The 26,237-nt window shown below is 61.7% G+C and carries 24 protein-coding genes and 2 tRNA genes; 7 read left to right on the forward strand and 19 right to left on the reverse strand.

From position 1 onward, the window contains the following. Positions 1-29: 29 nt before the first annotated feature. From ACSU1G_RS02760 to ACSU1G_RS02775, 4 genes are read right to left on the reverse strand one after another with little or no spacing between them, the layout of a single operon-like run. Positions 30-1,934, reverse strand: coding sequence for a glycoside hydrolase family 127 protein (locus ACSU1G_RS02760; RefSeq protein WP_439278358.1), 1,905 nt, complete (start codon positions 1,932-1,934; stop codon positions 30-32). A 39-nt stretch (positions 1,935-1,973) separates the two neighbouring features. Continuing rightward, complete coding sequence (locus ACSU1G_RS02765; protein ID WP_439278359.1) at positions 1,974-2,849, reverse strand: carbohydrate ABC transporter permease; 876 nt, start codon at positions 2,847-2,849, stop codon at positions 1,974-1,976. Next, positions 2,846-3,805, reverse strand: coding sequence for a carbohydrate ABC transporter permease (locus tag ACSU1G_RS02770; protein ID WP_439278360.1), 960 nt, complete (start codon positions 3,803-3,805; stop codon positions 2,846-2,848). The genes ACSU1G_RS02765 and ACSU1G_RS02770 overlap by 4 nt, the downstream gene beginning before the upstream one ends. 34 nt (positions 3,806-3,839) lie before the next feature. After that, entirely contained in the window at positions 3,840-5,114 is a 1,275-nt protein-coding gene (locus ACSU1G_RS02775; protein WP_439278361.1) for a sugar ABC transporter substrate-binding protein, read from the reverse strand. Positions 5,115-5,269: 155 nt separating this feature from the next. Here ACSU1G_RS02775 and ACSU1G_RS02780 point away from each other — a divergent pair, with 155 nt between their 5' ends. Beyond that, entirely contained in the window at positions 5,270-6,280 is a 1,011-nt protein-coding gene (locus ACSU1G_RS02780) for a LacI family DNA-binding transcriptional regulator (RefSeq protein ID WP_439278362.1), read from the forward strand. A gap of 23 nt (positions 6,281-6,303) precedes the next feature. Here ACSU1G_RS02780 and arfB read toward each other — a convergent pair whose 3' ends face one another. The 3 genes from arfB to ACSU1G_RS02795 form a co-directional block, all read right to left on the reverse strand. Further along, positions 6,304-6,726, reverse strand: a complete 423-nt coding sequence (gene arfB / locus ACSU1G_RS02785; RefSeq protein WP_439278363.1) for an alternative ribosome rescue aminoacyl-tRNA hydrolase ArfB — start codon at positions 6,724-6,726, stop codon at positions 6,304-6,306. 241 nt (positions 6,727-6,967) lie between these two features. After that, complete coding sequence (locus ACSU1G_RS02790) at positions 6,968-7,825, reverse strand: sugar phosphate isomerase/epimerase family protein (protein WP_439278364.1); 858 nt, start codon at positions 7,823-7,825, stop codon at positions 6,968-6,970. Next, positions 7,815-9,032: a Gfo/Idh/MocA family protein gene (locus ACSU1G_RS02795; protein WP_439278365.1), complete on the reverse strand. Its 1,218-nt coding sequence runs from the start codon at positions 9,030-9,032 to the stop codon at positions 7,815-7,817. The genes ACSU1G_RS02790 and ACSU1G_RS02795 overlap by 11 nt, the downstream gene beginning before the upstream one ends. Positions 9,033-9,270: 238 nt before the next feature. Between ACSU1G_RS02795 and ACSU1G_RS02800 the strand changes: the two genes are divergently transcribed. Further along, positions 9,271-10,224: an aldo/keto reductase gene (locus ACSU1G_RS02800; protein ID WP_439278366.1), complete on the forward strand. Its 954-nt coding sequence runs from the start codon at positions 9,271-9,273 to the stop codon at positions 10,222-10,224. Positions 10,225-10,268: 44 nt separating this feature from the next. Further along, positions 10,269-10,988: a ThuA domain-containing protein gene (locus ACSU1G_RS02805; RefSeq protein WP_439278367.1), complete on the forward strand. Its 720-nt coding sequence runs from the start codon at positions 10,269-10,271 to the stop codon at positions 10,986-10,988. 23 nt (positions 10,989-11,011) lie between these two features. Here the strand turns inward: ACSU1G_RS02805 and ACSU1G_RS02810 are convergent, their stop codons facing one another. The 5 genes from ACSU1G_RS02810 to ACSU1G_RS02830 form a co-directional block, all read right to left on the reverse strand. Further along, entirely contained in the window at positions 11,012-11,761 is a 750-nt protein-coding gene (locus ACSU1G_RS02810; protein ID WP_439278368.1) for a helix-turn-helix domain-containing protein, read from the reverse strand. A gap of 71 nt (positions 11,762-11,832) precedes the next feature. Beyond that, entirely contained in the window at positions 11,833-12,660 is an 828-nt protein-coding gene (locus ACSU1G_RS02815) for a carbohydrate ABC transporter permease (protein WP_439278369.1), read from the reverse strand. Next, positions 12,657-13,589, reverse strand: coding sequence for a carbohydrate ABC transporter permease (locus ACSU1G_RS02820; RefSeq protein ID WP_439278370.1), 933 nt, complete (start codon positions 13,587-13,589; stop codon positions 12,657-12,659). The genes ACSU1G_RS02815 and ACSU1G_RS02820 overlap by 4 nt, the downstream gene beginning before the upstream one ends. Before the next feature lie 94 nt (positions 13,590-13,683). Beyond that, positions 13,684-14,925, reverse strand: coding sequence for an ABC transporter substrate-binding protein (locus ACSU1G_RS02825; protein WP_439278371.1), 1,242 nt, complete (start codon positions 14,923-14,925; stop codon positions 13,684-13,686). Between the two features lie 558 nt (positions 14,926-15,483). Next, a tRNA-Glu gene (locus ACSU1G_RS02830) sits at positions 15,484-15,556 on the reverse strand. Between the two features lie 153 nt (positions 15,557-15,709). Here ACSU1G_RS02830 and ACSU1G_RS02835 point away from each other — a divergent pair. After that, on the forward strand, positions 15,710-16,348 hold the full coding sequence (locus ACSU1G_RS02835) for an MBL fold metallo-hydrolase (protein WP_439278372.1): 639 nt from the start codon (positions 15,710-15,712) through the stop codon (positions 16,346-16,348). Then, a complete protein-coding gene (locus tag ACSU1G_RS02840; protein ID WP_439278373.1) occupies positions 16,345-16,884 on the forward strand; it encodes a GNAT family N-acetyltransferase in 540 nt (179 codons plus the stop codon). The genes ACSU1G_RS02835 and ACSU1G_RS02840 overlap by 4 nt, the downstream gene beginning before the upstream one ends. On the opposite strand, the gene pepN is transcribed toward ACSU1G_RS02840, so the two are convergent. Beyond that, on the reverse strand, positions 16,866-19,361 hold the full coding sequence (gene pepN / locus ACSU1G_RS02845; RefSeq protein ID WP_439278374.1) for an aminopeptidase N: 2,496 nt from the start codon (positions 19,359-19,361) through the stop codon (positions 16,866-16,868). The two genes, ACSU1G_RS02840 and pepN, sit on opposite strands and share 19 nt — an antisense overlap. Before the next feature lie 294 nt (positions 19,362-19,655). On the opposite strand from pepN, the gene ACSU1G_RS02850 reads away from it, so the two are divergent. Together ACSU1G_RS02850 and ACSU1G_RS02855 are read left to right on the forward strand one after the other, a co-directional pair. Then, entirely contained in the window at positions 19,656-19,859 is a 204-nt protein-coding gene (locus ACSU1G_RS02850) for a cold-shock protein (RefSeq protein ID WP_036279545.1), read from the forward strand. A gap of 93 nt (positions 19,860-19,952) precedes the next feature. After that, positions 19,953-20,342 carry an ABC transporter permease subunit gene (locus tag ACSU1G_RS02855; RefSeq protein WP_439278375.1) on the forward strand — a complete coding sequence of 130 codons (390 nt, stop codon included), beginning with the start codon at positions 19,953-19,955 and terminating at the stop codon, positions 20,340-20,342. A 41-nt stretch (positions 20,343-20,383) separates the two neighbouring features. On the opposite strand, the gene ACSU1G_RS02860 is transcribed toward ACSU1G_RS02855, so the two are convergent. From ACSU1G_RS02860 to ACSU1G_RS02885, 6 genes are all read right to left on the reverse strand, one after another. Next, positions 20,384-20,458 (reverse strand) — tRNA-Gln (locus ACSU1G_RS02860). A gap of 95 nt (positions 20,459-20,553) precedes the next feature. Continuing rightward, complete coding sequence (gltX, locus tag ACSU1G_RS02865) at positions 20,554-22,059, reverse strand: glutamate--tRNA ligase (protein ID WP_439278376.1); 1,506 nt, start codon at positions 22,057-22,059, stop codon at positions 20,554-20,556. Between the two features lie 43 nt (positions 22,060-22,102). Continuing rightward, entirely contained in the window at positions 22,103-22,873 is a 771-nt protein-coding gene (locus ACSU1G_RS02870; RefSeq protein ID WP_439278377.1) for a class I SAM-dependent methyltransferase, read from the reverse strand. Next, positions 22,870-24,126, reverse strand: a complete 1,257-nt coding sequence (locus tag ACSU1G_RS02875) for an MFS transporter (protein ID WP_439278378.1) — start codon at positions 24,124-24,126, stop codon at positions 22,870-22,872. The genes ACSU1G_RS02870 and ACSU1G_RS02875 overlap by 4 nt, the downstream gene beginning before the upstream one ends. Further along, complete coding sequence (locus ACSU1G_RS02880; RefSeq protein ID WP_439278379.1) at positions 24,123-24,899, reverse strand: fumarylacetoacetate hydrolase family protein; 777 nt, start codon at positions 24,897-24,899, stop codon at positions 24,123-24,125. Before ACSU1G_RS02880 ends, ACSU1G_RS02875 begins: the two co-directional genes overlap by 4 nt. Before the next feature lie 164 nt (positions 24,900-25,063). Further along, positions 25,064-26,044 (reverse strand): hypothetical protein, encoded by a 981-nt coding sequence (locus tag ACSU1G_RS02885; protein ID WP_439278380.1) that lies wholly within the window; start codon positions 26,042-26,044, stop codon positions 25,064-25,066. Positions 26,045-26,237: the final 193 nt, after the last annotated feature.

Raw genomic sequence — 26,237 nt, forward strand, 5'->3', positions numbered from 1 at the left:
CCCCCGGACTTCACTTACGTGCCGGTCGATCAGGCGACGGTCGGCAGCCACACACGCATCGATGAGGGTCCCCGGTTGGCCCAGGAGTAATAGGGCAGCAGTGGCACGCTGTGCGTCTCCGCCGAGATCTCCACGGAGGCGACCTCGTAGGGCCAGGCGTGGTCCGCCGGGATCATGTGTCGCACGCCGACGCTCACCACACCGTCGACCTCGGTCAGTTCCCCGGTCACACGCACTTCGTCGACGCTGGCGGCAAAGGCGGCATCCGTCGATTCAAGGCACATCACCACGGGACCCCGCTCGACCGCCTGCTGGCCACGAAGCGCGTCGATGCGAGGATCGGGTGTAGTCCAGCGTGCGGTCATCGGGAGGCTGAGTACGATCTCGTCGCCGACGGCGAACACGCGTCGAATCTTCGCCGAGCCTGGGCGGACGGGCTTGTCCTGAACGCCGTCTCTTAGCGCTGCGCCTGCATGTGCCCACCCTGGTACGCGCAGCGAGAGTTCCCATTCCGCATCGATCGACTGGGTCACGACGACTTTGATCTCACCGTCGTGGGGGTAGTTGGTCTCCACCGTTACTGCAACGGTGCCACCTTCAAGGGATGCTTCGACGACACCACTCGCATACTGATGAATCCGCACGCCCTGGTCCGTGGAGGTGGCGAAGTATGAGCCGAGGGATGCGAGGGTGCGCGCAACGTTCGTGGGACAGCAGGAGACATCGAACCATGGCGCACGAAGGCTCGAGGAGGCACGCGGACTCGCTTCGTCGAGTGCCGGGGTTGATCCGGGCTCTCGCTGATGCAGCGTGTTCGTGTAATAGAAGGCCCGGCCATCGGCGGCCGGCGATGTGGCGACGACGTTGAACAGTGTGCGCTCAATCAGATCGGCGTAACGTTCTTCACCGGTCGCCAACAGAAGCCGGTAGTTGAGCATGATCGAACCGATGCCTGCGCAGGTCTCGGAATACGCGCGGTCACTGGGAAGTTCGAAGTCCGCTCCGAACGATTCGCCCTCGTGATGCGCGCCCATGCCCCCGGTCAGGTACGTGCGCCGGGCGACGGTGCGATCGAGCTGGGCTGCGACTGCGTCGATCAGCCCGGGTTCTTCGTCTTCGATGCCGAGGTCGACGGCGCCGGCTGCGAGGTAAACGGCCCGCACTGCGTGGCCACGCAGCACCTCTGCGTCACGCACCGGCGTGTCGTCCTGGTAGTAACTGCGCCCGAGCTCAATGTCACCCAACACCCCGTGCCCACGTCGGTTCACGAAAAGACGGGCCTGGTCGATGTAGCGGGTCTCTCCCGTGTAACGACCGAATTCGACGAGGGCCATTTCGACCTCGGGGTGTCCACAGACCGATTCGATACCGTTGACGCCGAACACCTTACAGAGGTGGTCTGCGGCGCGGCGAGCGATCTGTACCAGCGCATCTTCGCCCACCGTACGGCCGCGTGCGACAGCTGCCTGCAGGAGGTGTCCGTAGCAGTACAGCTCGTGGCCCCACTGCAGATCGGAGTAGCGCGGCTCCTGACCGACCCGACCGAACCGGGTGTTGAGGTAGCCATCAGACTCCTGGGCCGGCTCAATACGAGCGACCAGAGCGCGCAGGCGCGCATCCAGACGATCGTTCTGCGTGCGGCCGAACTCCCATGCCATCGCCTCGATCAGTTTGTAGACATCGGAGTCCGAGAACTCGCGTCCTCTCCGGTCCGCCGGAAGACGGCCTTCAACAGCTGCGTCGAAGTTGCCGATCCAGCCGACCTTCTCCATCCAGTTCTCGCAGTGTTCGATGATGGCGGATGCATTCAGCTCCTGCCTGTCGGCCCAGAATCCGCTGTCAATGCGCACCTGTGAAAGCGCGAGCGGGCGAAGTGCGCCGTGGGAGGGGGCGACGGGGAGGGCAGCGGCAGCGTGTGCGGTACTGATGGGCATAGTGGTCTCCAGCTGAAGATGATTGAAGAAGAAGGGCGTCTACTTGACGGCGCCGAGCGTAAGTCCTTCACGCAGCAGCCGATAGGTGAAGACAAAGAGGATGAGAATCGGGATCGAGGTGATGACGGCGAGTGCCATCAGCCCCGGCCAGTTGATGCCGAAGGCAGAGACCTGCTGGGCGAGCAAGGCGCTCAGTGGGTAGTTGCCAGGCGAGAGGAAGAAGTTGACTGCGTAGAGGAACTCGCCCCACGACATCAGGAAGACGAGGGTTCCGGTCGTGGCGACACCGTTACGCGCGATTGGCAACATCACCGACCAGAAAGTGCGGATCGTGCTCGCGCCATCGATGGATGCGGCTTCCTCCAGCGCTTCCGGCACAGCCCGGAAGAACGGGCGCAGCAGCAAGATCGCGAAAGGAACGAGCATGGCTGTGTCCGCCACGATCACACCGATGTTTTGATCCAGCAGGCCCCAAGAACCGAAGATCTGGTAGAGCGGGATGACGTTAGCTGTCTGTGGCACCATCTGCAGCACGATCAGAAGTCCGAGACCGATGGTCGTGATTCGCGAATCAACGCGGGCAAGCCCGTAGCCGGCCGGAATCGCGATCAGCAGGGTGAGTGCGGTGGTTCCGGCAGCAATCACGATTGATTGCTGCATTGCCACGAACAGGCCCTGGTTCTGCAACACCGAGGTGTACGCATCCAAGGTCGGGGTGAAGAGGAACGATGACTGCGAAGAGATCACATCGCTCGAGCTCTTCAACGAGGTCAGCACGATGAAGAGGATCGGCACCGCGTAGATCAGCAGCAACACGATTCGCAGGGGACCTGCGACGGGCTCGAACTTGCGGCGAGGCCGACGCGGAGTCTTGCCCCCGGTAACGAGCAGCACGGTGGGTGTCAGAGTGCTCACGAGCTGGCCTCCTCTTTGCGAACGTTGCGTGCATAGATGACGGCGAGGACAAGGACGAGCAGGACAGAGATGACGGCGGTGGCCGCTCCCATTCCGAAGTCAAACCGGACGAACGCCTGCAGGTAGCTCAGGAACGGCAGGGTGTTGGTCGAGATTCCCGGTCCCCCATACGTCATCACGAAGATGAAGTCGAAGGAACGGAATGCGTACACGATCGTGAGCACCGTAAGCACGAGCGTTGCTGGCTTCACCGCGGGGACGATCATGTGCCAGATCTCCTGCCAGCGGTTCGCGCCATCGATTCGTGCGGCCTCGAACGTCTCAGCGGAGATGCCGAGGATGCTCGCGCGGTACACGAGAGCGTTGAAGGGCACGACAGCCCAGGAGTTCACGATCGCGACCGAGAGCAAGGCGAATCGCTCGTCGTACAGGAACGGAACCGCATCGGCGGACAGCCCGATCCCGGTGATGACCGAGTTGATGAGGCCCGCATCCCCCAAAAGGAACTTCCAGACGCTGCCGTTGACAACCGGTGGCAGTGCCCAGATGAAGACCATCAGTCCGAGCACGAAGGCGCTCAGCCAGGTGCTCGTGCTCAGCAGGATTGCCGCGGCAAGACCGCCGATCAATCCGATCAGCGTGACGATGAGGACGAACACGACCGTGTTGCCGAGCGCTGGCAGGAGCGAGCCCTGTGCAGCACTTCCTGCGAAGTTGTCGGTGCCGACGAACTTCCATGGCTGGTTGAGGGTACGTGAGTTCACATCGCTGAGACTCATACGCCCCAGCTGGGCGAGAGGGAAGAACGAGAAAACGAGGAGGAAGACCCCTGCCGGTACGGCGAAGCCGAGCTTCTTCCGGCGCGCCGCGCTGCGGTGCCATGCGGATCGGGGTGGCCGACTCCGCGACGCCGTAGTGCGCGCGGACGGCTCTGCGGCCGTCAGTTGTGCTGACATGGGCTTCCTGCCTCGTTCTCGTTGGACTACTGGATTACTTGGCGAGCAGTGGCTCGAGATCGGCAACGAGCTTCTTCGCCGCTTCTGCTGGAGTCAGCTGGCCACCGATGACGGCGCTCCAGATTTGTCCGACGACGAGTTGCTGGTCGGCCACGGCCTCTGCGGGAACGGCGGGTGCCGGGTAGTTCGCGCCGTTCTTCTCGAGCGACTGCGCGAAGGCTGCAAGGATCGGGTCTTCGGTCACCTCGGGTGCGGATGCCGCATCCAGACGTGCCGGAATGCTGCCGACACCGTCCAGCGCGATGGCCTGGCCCTCTGCACTGAAGTACGTCTCCTCGAGGTACTTCCATGCCAGGTCGGGGTTTTTGCTGAACGCACCGATCGCTTCGCCTTCGCCGCCGAGGTACACCTGGCCGTCGGAACCGACCGGGAGCGGGACGACGCCGAACTCGAAGTCCGCATCGCTGCGGGCCGTTCCCAGCTGCCAGTTGCCGTTCTGCGCGAAGGCGATATCTCCTGCTGCCCAGGTCTGGAACGGGACCGTCTGGTCCCACGTCACAGACTCACGGGTGAGCGCGCCGGATTCGGTCCAGGACTGCACCATCGTGAAGGCCTCTTCCAAAGGAGCTGCCTGCGGATCGTCATAGCTGAAGCCGAAGCTCGACAACCACGGGTAGGCCTGCCATTCACCCTGCGACTGCGGAAGCCCGGACAGCGTGATCCCGCCCTTGCCAGCAGCGGTCGCGGTAGTGAGGGCTGCGTTGAGCTCATCCAAGGTCGTCGGCGGCGTCACGCCGAGCTCGTCGAGGACGTCCTGGTTGTACCAGAGCCCGAGCAGGTTGACGTAGCCCTGAACGGCGTACACGTCATCCTCAAGAGAATGCACGACCGACTCGGGGAACTCGGCCTTGTCGGAGAAGGAATCCCACTGCTCGGTCATCGGCGCGAGCGCACCGGCAAGTGCCAGCGTCGAGGCGTCGGCACCGTTGAACACGACGACGTCAGGGCCGGTCTGCGAACCGACGGAGGTGATCAACTTCGAGTTCAGCTGATCGTAAGGAACGAAGACGTTCTCCACGGTGACCGTGTCGTTGCTCGACTCGAAGAGTTCTTTGTAATCGGTGAGAACCTTGACCTGGTTCTCATCGCTGAAGTAGTGCCAAACGGTGATGGTTTCGCCATCTCCGGATGCTCCGCCCGATGCGCTCGGCGTGCAGCCGGCGAGCACGAGCATTGCCGAGACGGCGATCGCTCCGGTAGCGACGGATCGTGAGCGGACACCGCTGATGCGCGGGAATTTCACTGGCATGTGACTTCCTTGTCTGGAATCGTCATTGATCGATGAGTACTCAAGAGAGCAACCTTCACGAAACTTACCGAAAAGGTTTTCGGCGAACATATCACCGTCTTCTATTCTGGTCAATCCGTGTATTGTCGACTACACCGAAACGAAGGAGTGGCGTAGTGAGTCCTGGTGACAAACGAGCACCCCGCGCCACCCTCCGCGATGTCGCAGCCCTTGCCGGAGTCTCGGTCGCCACTGCCTCGAAGGCACTGAATGGCCGCGATCAGGTACATCCCGACACCAGAGCACGCGTGCTCGTCGCTGCCGAGAAGATTTCGTTCACTCCAAACGCGCTTGCTCGCGGTTTGCTCGCTGGCCAGACCGGAACCGTTGGCCTCATCACCGGAGACCTCGACGGACGTTTCTCGCTGCCGATCCTGATGGGCGCCGAAGATGCGTTCGGCAAGGGCAAGACCTCGGTCTTCCTCTGCGATGCCCGAGGCGATGCTATCCGCGAGCAGCACCACCTGGACGCACTGCTGAGCCGCAGAGTCGATGGCCTGATCGTGGTTGGCCCGCGCACAGACCCCCGCCCATCGCTGGGAGGCGATCTGCCTGTTCCGGTTGTATATGCCTACGCCCCCTCCACTGACAGCAATGACCTCTCGCTCGTCCCGGACAATGTGCAGGGAGGCGCCGATTCCGTGGACTTCCTCGTCGCCCGTGGTCGCCGCCGGATCGCGCACATCACCGGGGAGCATGGCTACGCGGCATCGCACGATCGCGTCAGCGGGATCGAGTCAGCCCTGCACAAGCATGGCCTGTCGCTGATCGGGCACGCGCAGTTCGGCTCCTGGACCGAGCAATGGGGTCGTAATGCCGCGGCACAACTGATCGAGCACCACCCCGATATCGACGGAATTCTGTGCGGCAACGATCAGATCGCGCGCGGTGTTCTCGATACCCTGCGTGAGGCCGGTTGGGCAGTACCCGAACGGGTCTCCGTCATGGGGTACGACAACTGGGAGGTATTCACGACCGGGGCACGACCGCACCTGACCAGCGTCGATATGAATCTTGAAGCCCTCGGTGCCCTCGCCGCCCGTCGCCTGTTCGAAGCGATCAACGGCGATTCCCGTTCCGGCATCGAGTCACTGTCGTGCCGGGTCGTTCCGCGCGAGACCACCTGAGCCTGTCCGCCCCGCGGGCTGTATCACTCAGCGTTCGGGCGCTGCCGTTGCCGCTTCGTGGCCGAACGCTGTTCTTTGGCTGCCAAGCGACGCCGATCCGAGCCCTTGGTCGGCTTCGTCGCACGACGGCGGGCAGGCGCCGGAGCGAGCCCCGCCCTGACGAGCTCGGCGAGCTTGTCCAGAGCGATCTCGCGATTGCGCAACTGAGAGCGTTGCTCGGATGCCGTCACGGCGATCGCCCCGGATATCAGGCGTCTCCCGAGCCGGCTGAGCAGCAGCATCCGCTGGTCGTCAGAGAGCACGACTGAATCCGTAACGCTCCAGCGCAGCTCGGCGCGACTGTCTGAGGTGTTGACATGTTGACCGCCGGGGCCGGACGACCGGGAGAATCGCCACTCGAGTTCCGACGCCGGAATCGTGAGGGCGGGTGAAATCTCCAGATCCATGTATCAAGCATGCCGGACGCGGCGCTGGTCGCGCTGAGAAACGAAGAAGCCCTCGATTTCACCGACACTCGCTACACGCGCGCAGACGTGTGACGAGAGAATCGAGGACGGCGCGAGCTTCGACCATCACTTTACCGCCAGAGGATGCCGTGAGGACGGCAGCCGCTGCGCCGGACGGAGCGAGTTCGGCGACAAGCGCGGCCCCCTGCGCGGCGGTGTGAGTATTCGTGCCGACCGAGTACTAATGCGTTAACGATTGGCGCACAAACCGCACCGACTCGCGGGCAAGACTGTCCATCGACTCGGCCACCGGACGCCAGATGGCGACTGCACGAGCCGTTTCAGGCTCATCCGACCGAAACGACTCGACGACGATAGGCCCGTGGTAGTTGATCTCGACCAGTGCAGCAAAGGCATCCGACCAATCAACGAGACCGGTTCCTGGCGTTCCCCGGTCGCTCTCCGATGCCTGGAAACTGAAGATCCGGTCTCCTGCCACGCGGATGGCGTCCCCAAGATTCTTCTCTTCAATATTCATATGGAACGTATCGAGAGTCAGTCCAACGTTGTCGCGATCCACCAAGTCACAGAGCTCAAGCGCCTGAGCCACAGTATTGACCAGATCAGTCTCGAACCGGTTCAGAGCTTCAATCGCGAGTACGACACCGGAATTTCGAGCCACATCGGCAGCGACGCGGATTCCTTCAGCAGCCCACTCCCGTTGCAAGACTCGTTTGTTCTCCGAGCGCGCGGGGCTCCGCCCCGGCCTCCCATACAGAGGCCCAGAGACGATGCGAGCGCCCACCTCCGCGGCAAATCTCACCGCATCGAGCAGATGAGTGACGCCTGCCGCGCGCTGGTCCGGATCAGAGTGGGAGAGGTCCCTTCCCTCTCCGAAGACGGCACTGATCGACAGCGAAAGCCCCGCATCAGTCGCGGCAGCAGCGAGTGCGTCGGCTGAGAGATCAAAGTCCGAGATGCACACCTCGACAAGGTCGTAGCCCATCGCCTTGACATCGCTGAAAAGAGCGAAGTGCTTCTCGTCAAACGGAGAGGCGAGCACGAAGGTACTAATACCCACTGGAAGGTCAGTCAACATGGAATCCTCCCGTTGAATTGGGTAGCGGTGCGTTCGCCCACTGCGGCTCAATGCTTTCATCGAGCGGGATCACGATGGGGTTCGAGTCAGGCTCGAAAGTCCACTCGGGGAGCTCAATGCGCACGCCCCCCTGAAGAGCCGACTCGTGGGACAGAATACCTGCACACGTGATGTTGGCGGCCTGGCGTGCGTTCGGGTATGCCTCGCGTTCACCCAGGATCGACATCAGCAGTTGGTGCACCAGGTGAGGATGAGAACCACCATGACCACCACCCTGCACGAATGAACGGTGAGTTTCCTCTCCTTCGGCCGTGTAAACGCCCGCCGTGGTGAAAGATCGGATTTCCTCGGGCAGCAGGTGCGCGTAGTCCGGCACGTCAACGCGCACAGGGGTCTCACCTGTATGGATGACGTGGTTCTCGTCCGCGATCTGCGTCCACTCAAACGATCGAGTGGCACCGTACACATCGAAGCTCTCGCGATACTCTCTAGCCATGGCCCATAGATTTCGGGTCACTTCGGCACCAACGTCGCTATCTTTGAACGTAATGTGCGTACTCTCCACAGAGAACGGCGAATCGTAGCGCTCACGCATCCGCTCAAATACCGTTCCCGACCCGAGGCATTGCACAGCCGCTGCCTGATTGTTGCCGATTGCCAACGCCGGCGAAATCGCGTGCGTTGCGTTGTACATCGGTGGCATGCCGTCCCAGTATTCCGGCCATCCGGTCATGTCTTGGTGGTGCGAGGAACGGACGAACTGCAGCTTTCCAAGCTCACCAGCTTCATAGAGTTCCTTGACGAAGAGGAACTCACGGCTATACACGACCGTCTCCATCATCATGTAGGTGAGGCCAGTTTCCTGCTGCGCGTCAACGATTCGCTTGCAGTCTTCGACGCTCGTAGCCATCGGGATGGTACAGCCCACGTGCTTGCCGGCCCGAAGGGCAGCGACGACGTGATCGGCGTGATTCTGCAGCGGAGTATTAACGTGCACAACGTCGACGAGCTTGTCATCAAGCATGTCTTGGTAAGTGGTGTAGCGAGTCTCGACCCCGAACTTGTCGCCGACCTCGTCGAGTTTGGATTGCGTGCGCTGGCAGATCGCGTACATTTCGGCATTCGGGTGCTGTTGGTAGATCGGAATAAACTCGGCACCAAATTCGAGGCCGACAATTCCTACTCGCAGTTTCTTCCCCGACACCATTCCAGCTCCATTCTTCATTTCGCGCCAGCTGTTCTCGCGCCATCTCTGAAGCTAGTAGCAGGCCCTCGCCAGAGCTTGGCTGAAGTCACCGTAAAAAAGGTGAAATGCGTCTTGTTCGAGACCGTGATTCGCCTGATTTACACCGCTAACAACCAATCCGGCATGTGACCTCAACGCGTAGTTTGGGAACACGACGAATCGCCTTTCGAACCGTCGACTTGGAAGATTGGAACGCTCGATGACACCGACGACGCCACCTATCGTGCTCGGAGCAATGAACTATGGAACATCAGTCAACGAGGCGACCGCCTTCAGAATTCTTGACCGCTACGTCGATGAAGGTGGCAGCTGGATCGATACCGCCAACTGCTACTCCTATTGGAACGAGGCGCACGGTCATGGTGGGCAGAGCGAATCGACTCTGGGCCGCTGGTTGGCCGAACGCCCTGGGATGCGGGAGCGGGTGAAGATTGCGACAAAAGTTGGGTGCGAACCAATCACCTCGCCTGGCGAGCCGTTCACAACCGAAGGATTAAGTGCGGCAACTATTGCCGACGGGCTGGCCCAAAGCTTGCGGCGCCTGGGTACCGACCACGTCGACCTCTTCTGGGCTCATCGCGATGACCGTCTCGCTGATCAGCCGGAAACGGTGGCCGCGTTCAGCGGATTAGTTACCAACGGCAAAGCGCTCGGCTGGGGCTATTCGAACACGGCTCTCTGGCGTGTTGAGCGGGCGCGAGGACTGGCACTTGCCGCCGAAAAGCTGCCTCCGACAGCGCTTCAGCTTCGATACAGCTACTTGCAACCGCGACCGTTCGTGCGCGACCACGACCACGACCACCGTTTCGGGTGGGTTACCGATGACGTGCTTGACTATGTCGACGATAATCCCGAGATAGTGCTGTGGGCGTATTCGCCGCTACTCTCCGGCGCTTACGACCGAGCAGACCGCGCAATCTCCGATGCATTCGAGCACCCCGGAACGACGCGCCGCCTCAGCGTGCTCAGCGATGTCGCGCAACGTCTCGGGATAAGCCGCACCCAACTGGTCACTTCGTGGCTGTCCGGTGGCACACCTCGAGTTCTGCCAATAATCGGTGCCAGCACGGTAGACCAATTGGACATCGCTCTGCGAGGGAGCCGGATCGTACTTCCTCCCGAGCTGCGCAAGGAGCTTGACGCACCATGGTGATGGGCGCTCCATCTTCCCGGACCCAGCCTTCTGAAGGATCAAGAATGCGCCAGCACAAGGACACTGTAGGAGCCAACGAGACGGATCGGGCACGAGCACTGATCGTCTCGGGTGCGGGAGCTTATGCCGACCCGTGGCACCCGTTCGCCGAGACCACACAACGCCTGTCAGGAATAATGAAGACCCTCGGCCTCGACGTCAAAATCACCGAAGAGGTGCATAGTGTGCTCGCTAACGTAGCCCCGGATGTCGATCTCCTCGTCGTGAACTTCGGCGAATCACCGGTCCCGGGCCATAACGACATTTCAGTAGCCGATGTGCAGGCCGGTGTCGCTCGTTTTCTGTCGAAGGGTGGCGCAATGCTGGTGATGCACGCTGCAGCCGCGAGCTTCGCCGAGAACGAAGACTGGGAGAAGCTCGTCGGCGCTAGGTGGATTCCCGGCACCACGATGCACCCGGAGTATGGCCCGGGGACCGTACTGATCCACGGGGGAGAGCATGCATTGGTCGCCGGGATAGCCGATTTCAGTGTGGATGACGAGTTCTACACATACCTTCGTGTGGCGGAGGATGTCGTTGCGCTCGCCTCCCACGACTACGAAGGATCGACGCACCCGCTCATCTGGGCCCGTGAGAATGCGGGCGCGCGCGTTGTCTACGACGCGCTCGGACACGACCGGCGTTCGTTCGATTCTCCTGGCCATCGCCAGTTACTCGAGAACGCGGTGCAGTGGCTACTTCGGCGCGATCGCCATCAATACTGAGAACGTGAATTTCTGACGCGGGATCAGCTGTACCGTTTACGGTACTGAAGCGGCGTGTAGCCCATGATGGTCTTGAAATGATGGGCAAGAGCACTCTGGTCATAGAAGCCACTCCCGATGGCGACGTCCGCGACGCTGAGATGCGTCTCACGAAGAAGTTCGCAGGCCCGCATCACTCTCAATCTAATGCGAAACTGGCTCGGAGACGTGTTGTACACCGCTTTGAACTTGATCTCGAATTGCCTCGTGGACAGCCCACAACGTTCAGCAAGACTCGACATCGGCTCGTTCTCCATGAAGGTGTCCCGAAGATGAGCGACGGCCGTGTCAACATCCAGAACCGCCTTCTGCTGACCCTTTGATTCGCGGTGAACGCGGATCGTTCCCATGACTCCAAGCACCTCCCCCTTGCTCGAACGCAGTGGAAGCTTGTCGGTGATGTACCAATCGGGAATCCCCTGGGGGTTCAAGAAAAGTTCAACGATACCCAGCAGCGGACGGTCTGTTTCCATCACGCGTAAATCATCGAGTCTGAACTTCTCGGCCAACCGCACCGGAAGAATGTCAAAGTCGGTGCGGCCAATGAACTGAGCTTCTGACTCGTATCCGTACAGGTTCAGAAGGCCTCGGTTGGCGAACAGGATCCGCCCATCAACATCCTTGGCGAAGAAGTGCACGCCTGGCAAATGGTCGAAGAGCTGGTTGAAGTGCGAATGCTCGTCAAGGCTCCGGAAGAGGGCCTTACGCCGCTCGTCGTTACGTACCCTCTCCAACAAGGAAACCTCCGGATCATCTGCTTCCGCTAAGGATGAGCCTAGCCTTCCAGCGTTGGAGCCCTTCGCGGCTATGCTTTAACCGCCCCGCTGACCAGACCGCTGATGATGTGCTTCTGCATAAATACGAAGAAGATGACCATCGGGATAAGGGCAATTGCACTGATCGTCAGAAACAGCGGCCAGTTGACGGAGAACTCTCCCACCGCCGAATATACCTCGAGCACGAGAGTGTTGTTCTTTGACGAAGTCAAAAAGACCTGGGGTGTGAGGAAATCATTCCACACCCACATCACCTGGAATACCGCCACCGTAACGAGGATCGGCCTGATCAACGGGAGCATGATTCGCCAGAAGATAGCGAATGTTCCGGCACCATCAATCCTGGCAGCCTCGATAATCTCGTGCGGCACCGTTCTCATGTATCCCTGAATAAGGAAGTAGCAGAAGATCGATCCTCCGCTATATACCACGATGAGACCGTTGAGCGAGTCAACCAGCCCCAGTTTGGCAATGGAGAGATAGATCGGGATGAGTATCGTTTGGAATGGAACGGTGAATGCGATGAGTAGGAGGAATCCGAAAAGCTTGTTAAACCGAGACTTGCGCATGACGAGGGCAAATGCTGCCATCGAACCGACGATTAGCATGAGAAGGATTGAGAAGAGGGTGACATAGACCGTATTCGCGAAGCTCTGGGCGATCGGTACCGTTTCGAATGCCGTGCGGTAGTTTTCGAAATTCAACCCTGACGGCAGGCCCAAGGGCGATGCAGCCGTCTCCTGCTGGGTCTTGAACGTGTTGATCAAGATGTAGTAGTACGGGATCCCTACGACGCATGCAATAGGAATCATGACGATGCTCAGGACGGCTGAGCGCAGACGCTGCGACTTTTTCACTTGAGACGACCTTCCAAACGCCGCGAGAAGAAGAGTTGGCCCGCAACCACGAGTACGACAGCGAGCATGAATACGATCGAGAGCGCGGAGGCCTGGCCGACCTTCCCTTGGCTGATTCCGTTTTGGATGATCGCTTGGGTGACGGTGAACGTCGAGTATCCGGGTCCGCCGTTCGTGAGGGTGTATGGAAGGTCGTACACCTTGAGCCCCGCCGTCACGAGCAACAGTGAGCTTATCGAGATCGCGGGCACCAGCAGCGGAACGGTGATGCTAAAGAACTGTTGGATCGGAGTTGCCCCGTCAAGTGTGGCCGCTTCGTAGTAGTCGGTAGGAATCGACTGAAGATATGCCAGATACAAGATGGCGTGCCATCCCGTTTGCACCCACACTCCAACGAAGATAACCGAAGCTTGAGCAAGCGCGGTCTCGGATAGCCATGGGATCGGCGTGATGTCGAGAATCGTGCCCAGGATGTTATTGATCAAACCGGATGCCAGTGGAGACAAAAGGAATCCCCACACCAGACCGAGGATGGCAATGCTGAGAATCGAAGGGAAGAAGAAGACCGAACGAACGAAGTTTCGGCCGACGAAGTTGTTGTTGAGGATAACCGCGGTGGGGACAGCCAGCGCCGTTACAATGACAACGCACCCGATCGTGTATAGGGCGGTGAACCACAGCGATGAGGTCATCGCGGGGTCAGAGAAGAGTCGCAGATAGTTCCTGAAACCGACGAAGTCCATCTCTGTTGAGTACCCGTTGAAGTTTGTCAGACTGTAATAAAAGGTCTGCGCGAGCGGCAACAGTACAAGGCCGATTAGCACAATCGTGATTGGAATGAGGAACGATTGGTTGGCGGCGATGCTTCGCCATTGGGTGTTCCGCGGTGTGACGATATGTGTTCGCGTGCGGCCGAAATCTTTCAGCATTACTCTGTGACCTTTCCATGGCCAGAATGGTGATCCACAGTGTGTGGGGAGGATCGCTCCACCCACACACTGCAGAGTCACCCTATGAGCGCAATTACTCAGCGTCGAGCGTTGTCAGCTTTTCGTCGAGTGCCTTCGCCGCCTCGGCGGGAGTGATCTTACCCATTGCAAGCTCCTGCGTCACGGCCATGAACACGGTATTCAGCTCGCCCTGAAATCTCTTCCACCCGATGACCGGCCAGTAGACGTTACTTTCACGCAGTGCCTCTGCAAGCGGCTCAACCCTGGGGTCGACAACTGCCTCGAAGTTTGTTGTCGTGGTGATCTCGCCCGCGCCCTCGTTGTACAGTTCCGCGCCCTTGGCGCTGGACAAGAAGGTGAGGAAGGTCTCGGCAGCTTCGAGATTCTTCGTCTTGGCATTGATCGCGTATGACGCACCCGACGAACCAGCAAAGAACGCCTGAGTTTCGACTACGCCAGGCGTTCCCATCATGTCAAAGGCCATGTCGGGCGCGGCCTCCTCGATGGTCGCGACATCCCACGGTCCTGTGGGGATCATAGCCACCTGTCCGGTAGCGAATGCCGTCAACGCCTCCTGTTGGCTCAGTCCAACGTTGGCCTGAGAGCCGAGACCAGCCGCGTAGAAGTCACTGTACAGCGTGAAGACATCGGTCAGTTCTTCCTCAAAAGTGCTCGTACCGTCGAAGATCCGAGCATCCACGTCGCCGCCCTTCTGGGAGAAGTCCTGCCCGATCATCGCTGCCAGGAAGTAGGAAACTGAACCGGGGAGCGATTCGTAGAACGGCGTGTACCCGGCGGCCTTCAAGCTGTCACACAGCGCGATGAACTCGTCCCATGTCTGCGGCGGAGTAGTCATGCCGACCGACTCCAGCATCTCCACGTTATAGACGAGACCGGCACCCCAGGAGAACGTCGTGAGCCCGAAATCGTGTCCCTCGGCGCTGTAGCCATTGTCTCGCTGTGCTTGGAGGTCCATGAACGGTTGGTCGGTGAGGTCCAGAACGAACTGGCCCGCGATGAGGTCGCCCCGGTTCTCACCGTTGATCATGAAAACATCAGCTGCCGTTCCGCCGAGGAGGCGCTTCTGCAGGGTGTCGTTGTATTCAACGGCTGGCGGCGCGTGTGAGAAATCGATCACAATATCGGGGTTCTGTCGTTCAAACTCCTCGATCACGCCAACAACCTCGGATTCCGAGTCCCAGGAGAACCAACTCAGAGTGGTCTTCCCTTCATCGGCCCCCGCCTGGCAGCCGGTCATGGCGACAGCAAGAGAAACCGCCAGAGCGGCCACAGCCGCTTTCCTCATAATCTTCATGTGACTTCCTCGTCCTTGTGATTGCGTGAGTACCGTTCCCCCGAAGCCGCTAAGCGGGACATCGCATCTCGGTGTGGTGCGATTCGGTTCCGTTCGAATCTAATCTCGGTGGTCGCTGCACTGATTGGCTATTCCCGCCTCAAAAAAGGTGAAAAGCGAATTGTTGGACGTGCAGGCTCATCCACCTGCACCGATCGCGATCATCCACCATTCGAGGGAACCGGGCGACAGGCGCTCTGCCATTGTGCGTTCTGCGCTGTATCGATTGCCTCGTCCTCGATGGTGGGTCAGATGCCTGCATTCTGTACTGTTCGGTGGCGCTATTCCGGTGTAAATAGCCTGCTCCGGGTATCGTTGTGCAGCGCATGGTTGAGGTCGTCGGACGCATGAGTTAACGCTCTGGCTCGGAGGCCTCGCTCGATCCAAAATGTGCCGATCGCGGCGGGTGCCCCGTTTTGGCCGATAAGCCGCCGATAACGGACGCGGCGCTGGTCGCGCTGAGAAACGAAGAAGCCCTCGATTTCTGAGAGTTCAGAAATCGAGGGCTTTTCAGTGTTGTGACCCCAACGGGATTCGAACCCGTGTTACCGCCGTGAGAGGGCAGCGTACTAGGCCGCTATACGATGGGGCCAGGCTTGCGGAACGTTTCCGTCCCGCGACAACTGTTCAAGTATGCCACGAGGTTTTCTGCTCCGCCAAATCGAGGCGGTCAGAAGTCGGATCCCGGGCGCGTCATCCGAGAAGCAGGTTTGCCGGACAGCTCTCGAAGGAGTTGACTCTCACTATGCGCGTAACGAAGCACGAACATGCCGCCCTCCGAATCGATGAGAGCGGAGACGCACTGATCATCGATCCCGGGTCATTCACCACGCCGCTCGATGAGCTCTCGAACGTAGTGGGCCTTGTCATCACTCACGAGCACCCAGACCACTGGACCCCGGAGCATCTCGAACGCATCCTCCGCGCTGCCCCCGGAATCCCGATCTACGCGCCGGCCGGCGTCGCAGCAGCGGCCACTGACTACGAGATCAGCGTCGTCTCCCCCGGCGATACCGTCACCGCCGGGCGATTCACCCTGCGTTTCTTCGGCGGTGAGCACGCCATCATCCACTCATCGTTACCCGCAGTGCAGAACGTGGGTGTACTGATCAACGACGAGTTGTACTACCCCGGAGATTCCTACGCGGCACCGGAGGGAGTCGACGTCGATACGCTGGCCGCTCCCCTGGGCGCTCCGTGGCTGAAGATCGGCGAGGCCATGGACTTCGTACTCGCGGTGAAGCCTCGCCGCGCCTTCGGCGTGCACGATATGACGCTCTCGGTGATCGGACGCAACATGCACCGCGCCCGACTGAAGTGGGCGACCGAACAGAACGGCGGGGAGTTCTTCGAGCTCGATCCCGGCGACACCATCGACCTGTGACCCGACGCCTACTGCCAGGTCCCACCGAACGACTGCGGTTCAGAGAGATGGTCGACACCGATCTCGACGACATGGCGCGGATGCTCGGCGATCCGGAAACGATGGCCTTCTACCCCGCGCCTAAGACGCGTGCGGAGAGCGCCGAATGGATCAGTCGGATGCAGGGCCGCTATGCCTCGGACGGTCACGGCCTTTGGCTGATCGAAACTCTCACTGGCGAGTTCGTCGGCGACTGCGGCATCACCTGGCAGTCGTACAACGACACGCCGGTGCGCGAGGTGGGTTACCACGTGCGACGCGACGTTCAGGGAAACGGCTATGCCACCGAAGCGGCGCGCGAGTGCCTCGAGCTGGTGCGACGCGAATACGCCCCCACGCTGCTCACTGCGATCATCCATCCCGAAAACGTCGCTTCCCGACGAGTGGCTGAGCATCTCGGAATGACCCACATCGCGGATGACCGTGCGCACCCGTGGATCGTGCGCACAGTCATGGGAATGGCAGTCGAGCCGGCGGCTCAGCCCTCGCCGAGCTGAGACTGCCCCGCACGCACCCGCAGGTCGCGCGCCAGGTGATCACGCTGCTCGATCACAAGGCGCCGCAGTGCCGCCGGCGCGCTCCGGTTGGCGGCGAGCCATGCGTCGACCTGTTGGAGATCATCGGATGCCGGGAACAGCCCGATCACGAGCCTGCGAGCGAGCTCAATGCTGCGGTCCTGCCAAGCGCCGAGAATCCGCTCGAAGTACCCTTCGTCGAGATCGGCGATCAGATCACGGCGCCCGCCAGCACGGACACCGTTGATCGTGGCGCTGAGGTGATCGTTGCTGAGCGACAGATCTTCCCACGCGGCGTGCCAGGCGACAGTTCGATTGGCGATGCTCGGCTTCGACCACAGCGCAGTAAGCGACGCCGTTCGTCCGCTCGCCGTACCGTCGCGCTCGAGCTCGTCGGATACGTCGTCGCCCGTCGCGTGCTCGGTCGTACGGAGCGCGGTGAGCAGCGCCCAGCGCAGATCGGGGTCGACGGTCAGGCCCTCCGGCGCATCGCCGTCAAGGATCGCCCGCACATGCTCGGCGCGTGCGTCGTCGTAGGCGGACGCTGCGGCGAAGGCACGCGCCCAGGACAGCTGCGCGTCGCTTCCGGCATCTGCCGCATTGAGAGCCGTCCAGGTCGTCTCCAGCCATGCGGTGCGCTCCGCGGTCCGCGCTGCATCCGAGACGAAATGACCCACCGCGTAGGCGGCATTCGCTAGCACCCCACTCAGAAGGCCGATGTTCTCTTCTGCAGGCGCGTGCGCGCCCACGATCGCCAGATAGCGCGCGGCAGCCAGCTCGCCGTCACGTGTGGAGTTCCACAGCGACGACCACACCAGCGCGCGCGGCAAGGGCTCGAGCGTCGACAGGGCCTTCTCCACGGACGCCAACGAGCGCTCGTCGATGCGTGCCTTGGCGTAGGTCAGATCGTCATCGTTGATCAGCACCAAGTCGGCCTCCTCGAAAGCCACCGGTGTGCGCTCGTCGGCAATGTCCAGATCAACCTTTTCACGCAGCGACAAGCACCCGTCCGTGAGGTTGTACAGTCCAACGCGCAGGCGGTGCGGGCGCGGGTCGGTCTGCACCAGCATCCGCTCGCCGTCCGCACTTTCCTCGAGCGAGAGGGCTGACACACCGCTCGTCTCCAACCAGGCCGTCGACCACGCGCGCAGGTCTCTGCCAGAGGCCTCCTCGAGCTGCACCAGTAGGTCATCCAGCGTGGTGTTGCCGTAGGCGTGCGCTGCGAAGTAGCGCTGTGCACCCTCGAAGAACTGCTCCTCGCCGACGAAGGCGACCAGCTGCTTGAGCACCGACGCACCCTTTGCGTAGGTGATGCCGTCGAAGTTCAACTTCGCAGCTTCCAGGTCTGTGATGTCGGCAACGATCGGATGCGTCGTCGGCAACTGATCCTGCTGATACGCCCATGCCTTACGGTTCGCGGCGAAGCGCACCCAGGCGTCAGTGAAGCGGGTGGCAGCCACCGAGGCGTGGGCGCCCATGTAGTCGGCGAAGGACTCCTTGAGCCAGAGATCGTCCCACCAGCGCATGGTGACGAGGTCTCCGAACCACATATGAGCCATCTCATGCAGGATCGTGTTGGCGCGGCCTCCACGCTGCGCGTCGGTCGCTGCACCGCGCGACAGGTATGCCTCAGTGAAAGTCACCAGGCCGGGGTTCTCCATCGCGCCCAAGTTGTACTCCGGCACGAAGATTTGGTCGTACTTGCCCCATGGGTAGGGGAAATCGAACGAGTCGGTGAAGAAGTCCAGCCCCTGACGCGTGACCTCGATGATCTCGTCTGCTTCGAGGAACCTAGCCAGTGAGGGACGGCACAGCACGCCGAGTGCGACGCTCTGCTCACCCCGGGTCCACGTGGCATCCACTCGGTGATAGGGCCCTGCCGCCACTGAGGTGATGTAGCTGGACAGCGGCAGCGTCGGCGCAAACTCGACCGTCTGGGCGCCGTCGTGCTCGTCTACCGACACCGCGCTCTGGTTCGACAGCACGTGCCAGCCGAGGGGCGCACGCACGATGAATGTGAACGCTGCCTTCATATCGGGCTGCTCGAAGCACGCCATGACTCGCCGCGAGTCCGCCGGCTCGTACTGGGTATAGAGGTAGGTCTCACCGTCGACAGGGTCAACGAATCGGTGCAGACCCTCGCCGGATCGACTGTAGAGCCCGACCCCCTCGACCACGACGGTGTTGGAGGCCGCGAGTCCGGTCACTGCGATCCGGGCGCCGTCGTAGGCGACGGGTTGTTCGGCTCCATTGATCGTGACTCTATTCACGGACTCGCCGATGAAGTCGATCCACGTCTCAGATGCGGTGGCATCGAACACCAGTGTCGTGGTGACGCCGAAGCCCGGATGCTCCTGATTCTGCGCATCAAAAAGGTCAAGCTCGACGCGAATGGTGTGCACGGTGACGCCCGCAGAACGCGCGGCCGTCTCCTGCCTGGTCAGGTTGGCAGAGCTCATTGCTCCATCTTTTCATGTGTCAACACGGTAACTGTCAGCAAGATCGCACAAGAATGGGCTAAGCTGGGGCGATAACATTCACGATGACCTTCGGAATCTCCGGCTGTTCATCGGCCCGAATGCGTAACATGCATGGTGGCCACTCGATCATTTTCCTTCACCTACCTCACGCTCCCAGCCGCGTAACGCCGCGAGTTTTCGCCGTTACCCTGAGAGCCCCATAAGCTGCCGAGCCGAATATCGTCGAGGCATTACGGGTCGAAGCTCGGCCCAACAACACAAAGGAAACACAGCATGGCCACTGGTACTGTCAAATGGTTCAACTCCGACAAGGGCTACGGCTTCATCGCTCCCGATGACGGATCTGCCGATGTCTTCGCGCACTTCAGCGCGATTCAGGGTAGCGGACACCGCAACCTCGAGGAAGCACAGAAGGTCGAGTTCGACACGGAGCAGGGTCCCAAGGGCCCCCAGGCGACGAACATCAACGCTCTCTAATTAGAGCTTCTAAGGCCCAGTCCCACTTTGTGGGGCTGGGCCTTTTTTCGTTGTTGCACAGTCCGCTCCTATGACCGCAAACTCCGCCCGAATGTGATCCTTCACTACGCTCGCCGTGCCCGCGGCATCGGCTGGATGTTCGTCTTCTTCGTCGTACTCGTCGTCGTCATGCAGTATGGGCTGACCCGCACGAAGTGGGGCCGCTCGGTTTTCGCCGTCGGTGGCAATCGTGAAGCAGCACGTCGCGCGGGCATCAACGTCGGCTGGACCTACATGTCCGTCTTCATGCTCTGCTCGTCACTGGCCGCAGTCGGCGGAATGCTCGCCGCAGGACAGCTTGCGGCAGCCGCTCAGAGCAGCGGCACAGGAGATGTGAATCTCGATTCATCGTTCCGATACATGATTACGGGTGCGGTGCTCCTCATCGCCGTGATGCTGGATGCCGCGTCCCGCCGCAGCCGGACAATGCACGGCCGGGCCTGAATCCAAAAAAGAAAACCCCCGCGTGAGCGGGGGTTTTTCTTTGGCTGGGGTACCTGGACTCGAACCAAGAACAACGGTACCAGAAACCGCCGTGTTGCCAATTACACCATACCCCAAGGGCAAAACGTGAGCCTCGCACCGAGAGTTAAGCTTACCCGAGCTTGGCCATAATGCCAAAGTGACGCGCATGCGACGTCGCCCGGGCGCGCCGTCAGGATCCCAGTTGGGCAGAAAGCGCCCGCAGACGCGTCAGCGTCGCGTCCTTGCCAATGAGCTCCATCGATTCGAAGAGCGGCGGAGACACGCGGCGACCAGTGATGGCAACGCGCGGAGGCCCGTAGGCGACGCGCGGCTTGAGCTCTAGCTTCTCGACGAGCGCCGTGGCGAGAGCATCCTGGATCTTCTCCGGGGTGAACTCGGAGACGGGCTCGAGTGCAGTCACACATGCATCGAGAACCTCGGCGGCGTTCGCCGGCAGCCCCTTGAGTGCGTCGGCGTCATACGACACCTCATCGCCGAACAGGAAACCGAGCATGCCAGGCACATCGCCGAGCAGCTGCACACGCTCCTGCACGAGCGGTGCGGCGCGGAATGCGAGCACGAGCTGCTCATGAGTCGGCTCCTCGAACAGTCCCGCAGCGGCAAGATACGGGATCGTCCTCTCCGCGAAGTCCTTCACATCCAGCATCCGGATGTGATCGCCGTTGATCGACTCGGCCTTCTTCTGATCGAAGCGTGCCGGGTTCGGGTTCACGTTCTCGATATCGAACGCGGCGATGAACTCCTCCAGCGAGAAAACATCGCGGTCTGGACCGATCGACCAGCCGAGGAGCGCGAGGTAGTTCAGCAGACCCTCGGGAATGAAGCCACGGTCCCGGTGCAGGAACAGATCGGCCTGAGGGTCACGCTTGGAGAGCTTCTTGTTGCCGGTCTCCCCCAGCACGAGCGGCATGTGCGCGAATCGCGGCACGAAGGTCGTGACGCCCGCGTCGATCAATGCGGCGTACAACGCCAGCTGACGCGCGGTCGACGGCATCAGGTCTTCGCCGCGCAGCACGTGAGTGATACCCATGAGCGCGTCGTCGACCGGGTTCACGAAGGTGTACAGCGGGACGCCGTTCGGCCTGACGACGACGAAGTCGGGGAAGGAACCAGCCGGGAACGTCACCTCATCGCGAATCAGGTCGACGTATGTGAGGTCTTCATCCGGCACGCGAAGACGCAAGGCCGGCTGACGGCCCTCTGCACGGAAGGCGGCCTTTTGCTCGTCGGTCAGATCCCGATCGAAATTGTCATAACCGAGCTGCTTCGCCCGACCGTTCGCCTCATTGCGGGCGTCGATCTCCTCGGCGTTCGAGTAGCTCTCGTAGAGCGCACCAGTGGCTGTCAGCTTCTCGATGATGCCACGGTAGATATCGTGGCGCTCAGACTGACGGTACGGCGCGTGCGGTCCACCGACCTCGACGCCCTCATCCCAATCGATCTTCAACCAGGTGAGCGCGTCAACGAGCTGTCGGAAGCTCTCCTCGCTGTCGCGGGAAGCATCGGTGTCTTCGATGCGGAAGATCATCTTGCCGCCGTTGTGCCGGGCATACGCCCAGTTGTACAGCGCGGTGCGGACCATGCCGACGTGCGGTGTGCCGGTCGGCGAAGGGCAGAACCGGACGCGGACGTCGGCACCGCTGGCGGTTGTGGTCAGAGCGTGAGGAGTAGCCATATCTCCTCAATCCTACGCGTGTGAACGATGCCCGCTGGTCTGTTCAACCGGGTCGACCGACTGCCACTGCAGCCGTGTGCTCAAGCGCGACCGCTTCGTCGACAACGTGCTCAGCGCAGAGCTGATCGAACGCGCGACGAAACTGCACGCGATCGGCGACGATGAGCGACTGATAGAACGCCCCGGCAGAGGCGACTCCACCTTCAGCGGAGGCCCACAGCTGATCAATAGTGGCACGCCAGCTCCAGGTGAGCTCTGCGACCTTGATCCTGTGCCAGCCGCCTTCCGACAGCATCCGCCCGAATCCGGATGCCGTTCGCTCAAAGTCCCTTTCTGGCGGCAGTCGATTGCCCGCGGCGGGTGCAAGCCCTGCGCGCTCGCATACAGACAACCAGAACCACGAAGGCGAGACGATCCAGATCGTCGTCGCCAACACTGCGTCCGGAGCCGCCACGCGCGCCATTTCCCGTGCAGCCACTCGGGGATCGTCTACGTGGTTGAGTACGAAGTTCGCCGTCACCGCATCGAATTCAGCGTCTGCAAACGGCAGCGCGGGCAATGCGCCTTCGACCAGGGCGAGCGTCGGATGCTGTCGTCCGGCCACCACGCGCATCGTCTCCTCGGGTTCACACCCGGTGACGTTCCACCCTGCGGCTGACAGATGCGCTGCCAGAGCTCCAGTGCCGGAGCCTACGTCGAGCAGTCGACGTTCACGTGCTGGTCCGAGCCTGGCGACAAGAGCGTCATGAGTGCCAGCACACAGCGCGGCATACGAGGCGGCATACGCCTCGCCCTTACCCGCCCACTCTCTCATTTCGGGGTTCGCCCCAGCGGCGCGAGTACCACCATGACGATCAAGAGAACGGATGCCGCGATGCCTACCCCCGCGTACTGGAAGTTTGCCAGGATCACGCCGGCGAGCACTGCACCCGCCGCCGCACACAGGCTCATGAGCGAGTCGCTGCGGCCCTGACGTCGGGTACGGAGTTCCGGGGCGCTCGCCTCGGTCAACAGGGCAGCACCGGCGACAGTCGCGGCGCTCCAACCGAGGCCGAGCAGCACAAGCGCAGTCATCACCCCACTGGCGGAATCGTTCGCGAAGATCGCGAATCCGAGAGCCCCCGCCAGCAGCACCTGTCCGAGCAATACCACGCGCAGGCGTCCGAGTCGGTCAGCGAGGATGCCGAATACCGGCGACAACCCGTACATCCCCGCCACATGCAGCGCGATCGTCACACCCACCAACGCCGAGATATCTGTACTCGAGGCATGGCCGCCATGAGCGCTGTGCGCCATATGGGAGAGGTGAATCGGCGTCATCGCCATCACCGAGGCCATCACAACGTGCGAGCCGGCGATCACGAAGATCGCGTAGCGCGCGACCGTCGGCCGGTCTAGCTGCGACAGCGGCCCTGAGAGTGATGCGGCGGCATCCCGAGCGATCCGTTGCGCGGTCAGCAGCGGGTCTGGGCGCAGCGCGACGATGTATAGGAGGAAGGCGGCGGCCTGGGCAACCAGCGAGAACAGATAGGAACCGGTCTGGGGCGGCATTCCGATCGCCTGACCGACGATCTCGCCCGGCCCGAGCAGTAGCGGCCCCGAGACGCCGCCGACCGTGGTCGCCCAGACGACCACGGAGAGGTCACGCCCACGGTGCTGAGGTGAGGCAAGGTCGGTCGCGGCGAACCTGGACTGCAGATTACCTGCGTTGCCGGCACCGATCATGAGGATGCCCGCCAGCAGCATCGGAAAGTTCCGCAGCGCTGCGGCCAGAATGACGACGCCGATGCCCACCAGCGCGAACAGATTGCCGAGGGTCAACGCGCGACGGCGTCCGACGCGGCTAGCCAACCGTGCCAGCGGGATCGCGCACAGAGCGGCGCCCAGGGTCACAGATGCGGTCGCCAACCCCGACAGCGCATCGTCGCCGGAGAGGTCGGCCGCGAGCAGCGCCCCGAGCGAAACAGTGGCCCCGAACGCAATACCGCCGAGCACCTGTCCGAGCGATAGCACGAGCACCGTGCGCCGCTGCACGGCCGCCTGGTTGACGGCCGCGACCTCGATCATGCGACCGGAAGTGCGTCGCGCACAGAGTTACGCAGGATGCCGAGACCGCTGATCTCGACTTCGACAGTGTCTCCGGCAGCGAAGGGGCCGACTCCAGCCGGAGTGCCCGTCAGGATCACGTCACCGGGAAGCAGCGTGAAAACTGCGGAGGCATACTCGATGATCGCCTGGACGGAGTGAATCATGTCGCTCAGAGGAGCGTGCTGACGCACCTCACCGTTCACGCGGGTCTCGAGCGTGGCGTCCTTGGCATCGAATTCTGTCTCGATGACCGGCCCGAGCGGGCAGAAAGTATCGAAGCCCTTGCCCCTGGTCCACTGACCGTCCTTCTTCTGCAGGTCGCGCGCGGTGACATCGTTGCCGATCGTGTATCCGAAGACGTAGTCCAGGGCATTCTCCGCCTTGACGTTCTTCGCGATCCGACCGATGACGACGGCCAACTCGCCTTCATGCTCAGTACGCTCTGACAGTGTCGGACGCACGATGGTGTCGCCGGGACCGATCACCGAGGTGTTCGGCTTGAGGAAGAGCAGTGGCTCCTCGGGTGCCACTCCCCCCATCTCTGCGGCGTGATCGTGATAGTTCTTGCCGACACAGACGACCTTGGAGCGCGGGATCACCGGCGCGAGCAGCGCGGCATCCGCCAGCGGCACGCGCTCACCCGTGGTCTCATATCCGGCGAACATCGGGTCACCAGCGAGGACGACGAGCTCCCGCTCATCGACGATGCCGTAGCGGATTGCGTCATTGTGGCTGAACCGAGCGATCTTCACTCGACCAGCCTAGCGACCCGACTCCTCCCCTATCTACTCCGCCGAGCCCCCGTCTTGGCGCCGAGGCCCCGTCGTATTGACGTCTTCACGACGGGGGCTTGCTGGGAAGACGGGGGCTCGGCGGAACAAACGAGTCGGGGCACGGGGTCGACGGAACGCCGGGGTCAACCTGGAGGTGTGACGCCGAAGTGAGCGAGGCGATCGCCCAGCGTGTCCGGTGAACCGATGTGCATACTTCCCCAGCGTGCGAACGACCAGCCTGTGACTCCGCGGACATCATCCTCGCGGCGCTTCTCCGCGAGCATCGCGTCGACGGGTGTTGGTTCAGTACGAAGTTCCGGCTCGAGGTACTTGCCCTCGCCGTCGAACTCGCCGAATGTCCGCGAGCGCCGAAACCTGAAGTCCAGGAAGTATCGATCGCCCTCGGCACCGACGACGGGGACCTGGAGATCCGGGGCATGAAAGCCTAGCCGGAACAACTGCAATCTGCTCACGCTCTCCCCCGGCAACTGAGCGCGTCCGTCCACGAAATCCGTGACCCAGCGTGCTTGTCTCACTCCACGCAGACCTGGCCCCGCAAACCTTTCGAGTTCTTCGCGCCACTGGGCTGCCGCATCCGCGTCGTACTCCTGCCCGTGCACGGCGATCGACCTCAGCGCGGCATCGCCGGCGGATACTGCAGCTTCGAGACGAGTCGTGCGCGCGAGATCGAACACGGTGCGGTGCAGCGAGGTGCACATGATGCCGTAGCGTTCGCTGATCTCATCCTCCGCGACGTCGGACTCGTGTCTGGCAACCCCGGCAGCAACACGGCTGTGTCGCGCCCCTGCGATGAGCACATGGACCAGCACGTCCGCGATGCGGTAGAGCGGGAGGCCCCAGAGCACGGCGGCAGACAGATGGGTGAAGACGGGCCCCGCGCCTGGGCTTGCTCGTTTCACCGCGATCACGCGCAGCAGATGTTTACCCTCCGGCCACAGGCGTTCCCACTCCGTCCCATCGACGTAAAATCCGCGATGGACGCGCACGATCGTCTGGCTGATCACACGGTCACGCAATTCACGTTCTGTGCAGCCTGTGCTCAACAGGGCATCGCGGGACAGCAGCATTTCATCGGCCTGGGCGAAGGAAATTCTCTTACGCATCCCGCCATCGTGGCGGCCTGCAGCGCCTCACAACCGCTATTCACAGCTTCCGCCTCTGAACCTCGTCCGTGCAGAACGAGTCAACACCCGCTGAGCCCCCGTCTTGCTGTCGAGCCCCCGTCGTATTGACGTCAATACGACGGGGGCTCGACGAGAAGACGGGGGGTCGGCGAAAGAGAGAGTGAGGAAGGCG

The sequence above is a fragment of the Microbacterium sp. A93 genome (genome assembly GCF_051842835.1).

Excerpts from the sequence above, each read along its gene's own strand:
- ACSU1G_RS02760 (WP_439278358.1), bottom strand. The coding sequence starts at position 1,934 with ATGCCCATCAGTACCGCACACGCTGCCGCTGCCCTCCCCGTCGCCCCC.
- ACSU1G_RS02770 (WP_439278360.1), bottom strand. The coding sequence starts at position 3,805 with ATGTCAGCACAACTGACGGCCGCAGAGCCGTCCGCGCGCACTACGGCG.
- ACSU1G_RS02775 (WP_439278361.1), bottom strand. The coding sequence starts at position 5,114 with ATGCCAGTGAAATTCCCGCGCATCAGCGGTGTCCGCTCACGATCCGTC.
- arfB (WP_439278363.1), bottom strand. The coding sequence starts at position 6,726 with ATGGATCTGGAGATTTCACCCGCCCTCACGATTCCGGCGTCGGAACTC.
- ACSU1G_RS02790 (WP_439278364.1), bottom strand. The coding sequence starts at position 7,825 with ATGTTGACTGACCTTCCAGTGGGTATTAGTACCTTCGTGCTCGCCTCT.
- ACSU1G_RS02795 (WP_439278365.1), bottom strand. The coding sequence starts at position 9,032 with ATGGTGTCGGGGAAGAAACTGCGAGTAGGAATTGTCGGCCTCGAATTT.
- ACSU1G_RS02800 (WP_439278366.1), top strand. The coding sequence starts at position 9,271 with ATGACACCGACGACGCCACCTATCGTGCTCGGAGCAATGAACTATGGA.
- ACSU1G_RS02805 (WP_439278367.1), top strand. The coding sequence starts at position 10,269 with ATGCGCCAGCACAAGGACACTGTAGGAGCCAACGAGACGGATCGGGCA.
- ACSU1G_RS02820 (WP_439278370.1), bottom strand. The coding sequence starts at position 13,589 with ATGCTGAAAGATTTCGGCCGCACGCGAACACATATCGTCACACCGCGG.
- ACSU1G_RS02825 (WP_439278371.1), bottom strand. The coding sequence starts at position 14,925 with ATGAAGATTATGAGGAAAGCGGCTGTGGCCGCTCTGGCGGTTTCTCTT.
- ACSU1G_RS02835 (WP_439278372.1), top strand. The coding sequence starts at position 15,710 with ATGCGCGTAACGAAGCACGAACATGCCGCCCTCCGAATCGATGAGAGC.
- pepN (WP_439278374.1), bottom strand. The coding sequence starts at position 19,361 with ATGAGCTCTGCCAACCTGACCAGGCAGGAGACGGCCGCGCGTTCTGCG.
- ACSU1G_RS02850 (WP_036279545.1), top strand. The coding sequence starts at position 19,656 with ATGGCCACTGGTACTGTCAAATGGTTCAACTCCGACAAGGGCTACGGC.
- gltX (WP_439278376.1), bottom strand. The coding sequence starts at position 22,059 with ATGGCTACTCCTCACGCTCTGACCACAACCGCCAGCGGTGCCGACGTC.
- ACSU1G_RS02870 (WP_439278377.1), bottom strand. The coding sequence starts at position 22,873 with ATGAGAGAGTGGGCGGGTAAGGGCGAGGCGTATGCCGCCTCGTATGCC.
- ACSU1G_RS02875 (WP_439278378.1), bottom strand. The coding sequence starts at position 24,126 with ATGATCGAGGTCGCGGCCGTCAACCAGGCGGCCGTGCAGCGGCGCACG.
- ACSU1G_RS02885 (WP_439278380.1), bottom strand. The coding sequence starts at position 26,044 with ATGCGTAAGAGAATTTCCTTCGCCCAGGCCGATGAAATGCTGCTGTCC.